Annotated in this window: 1 protein-coding gene; it reads right to left on the bottom strand. The window is 50.1% G+C overall.

Annotation, left to right across the window (positions count from 1 at the left end):
* Positions 1-117 precede the first annotated feature (117 nt).
* Positions 118-618, bottom strand: a complete 501-nt coding sequence (locus tag ACOCD2_RS24135; protein WP_293650594.1) for a hypothetical protein — start codon at positions 616-618, stop codon at positions 118-120.
* Between the last annotated feature and the right edge of the window lie 78 nt (positions 619-696).

Below are 696 nucleotides of genomic sequence, written 5' to 3'. Positions count from 1 at the left end.
CTATCTCAACCATGTGCTACAGCATATTGGGAACGCCAAGATGGTTGAGGACGTCGAAGCCTTGCTACCCTGGAACACCTCCCTCAACAAGATGCAAAAGGGTTGATTCTTTGGCGCTTACACAGATGTAATATCGCCACTTCCTGTGGCGATAACCACATCGTCCACATAGGCTTTGGTTGCTGCATCCTGATCAAGTGTTGGATCGGCGACATCACGAATGGCATTGCCGCTCATGTTCAGCGGATTGCCTGTGGCGAAGGTTATGCCGGTTGTACCTGCCGCCATGGGTTCCCGTTGCCCAACAGCCTGTCCATTGATTTCCAGCTCTACCCATAATCCCTTTGTGTCTTGCATAAAGGAAGTGCCATTCAGTTCTGCACTGATAATGGTATGTCCCGCTTGTGATTTCTTCAGCCAGTAACCCGGTTGGAAGGTTTGCGATATCAGTGGAACAGGGTCTGTGCGGGTATCGTAAAGGTTGAAGGTGATGCTGCCTACACCGGCCAGATCCTGATTGTTCAACACCTGTTTCCGGATATGGAGATTGTTGTCCGCATGGATTGCTGAAGAGAGCAGGCAGGTCAGCAGGGTAATGCTGATGGGGAAAATGCGCATGATGGATACCTCGTATGGGTTGTCTTTAGGTTAGGCAGATCGGGATTATGTCTCGGCTGCTTTTTCTGCCGTTAACTA

Origin of the sequence: Thiolapillus sp., from assembly GCF_048562965.1 — a bacterium.
Classification (GTDB): Bacteria; Pseudomonadota; Gammaproteobacteria; order Chromatiales; family Chromatiaceae; genus Thiolapillus; species Thiolapillus brandeum_A.
This window is presented reverse-complemented; position numbering and strand designations above follow the sequence as displayed.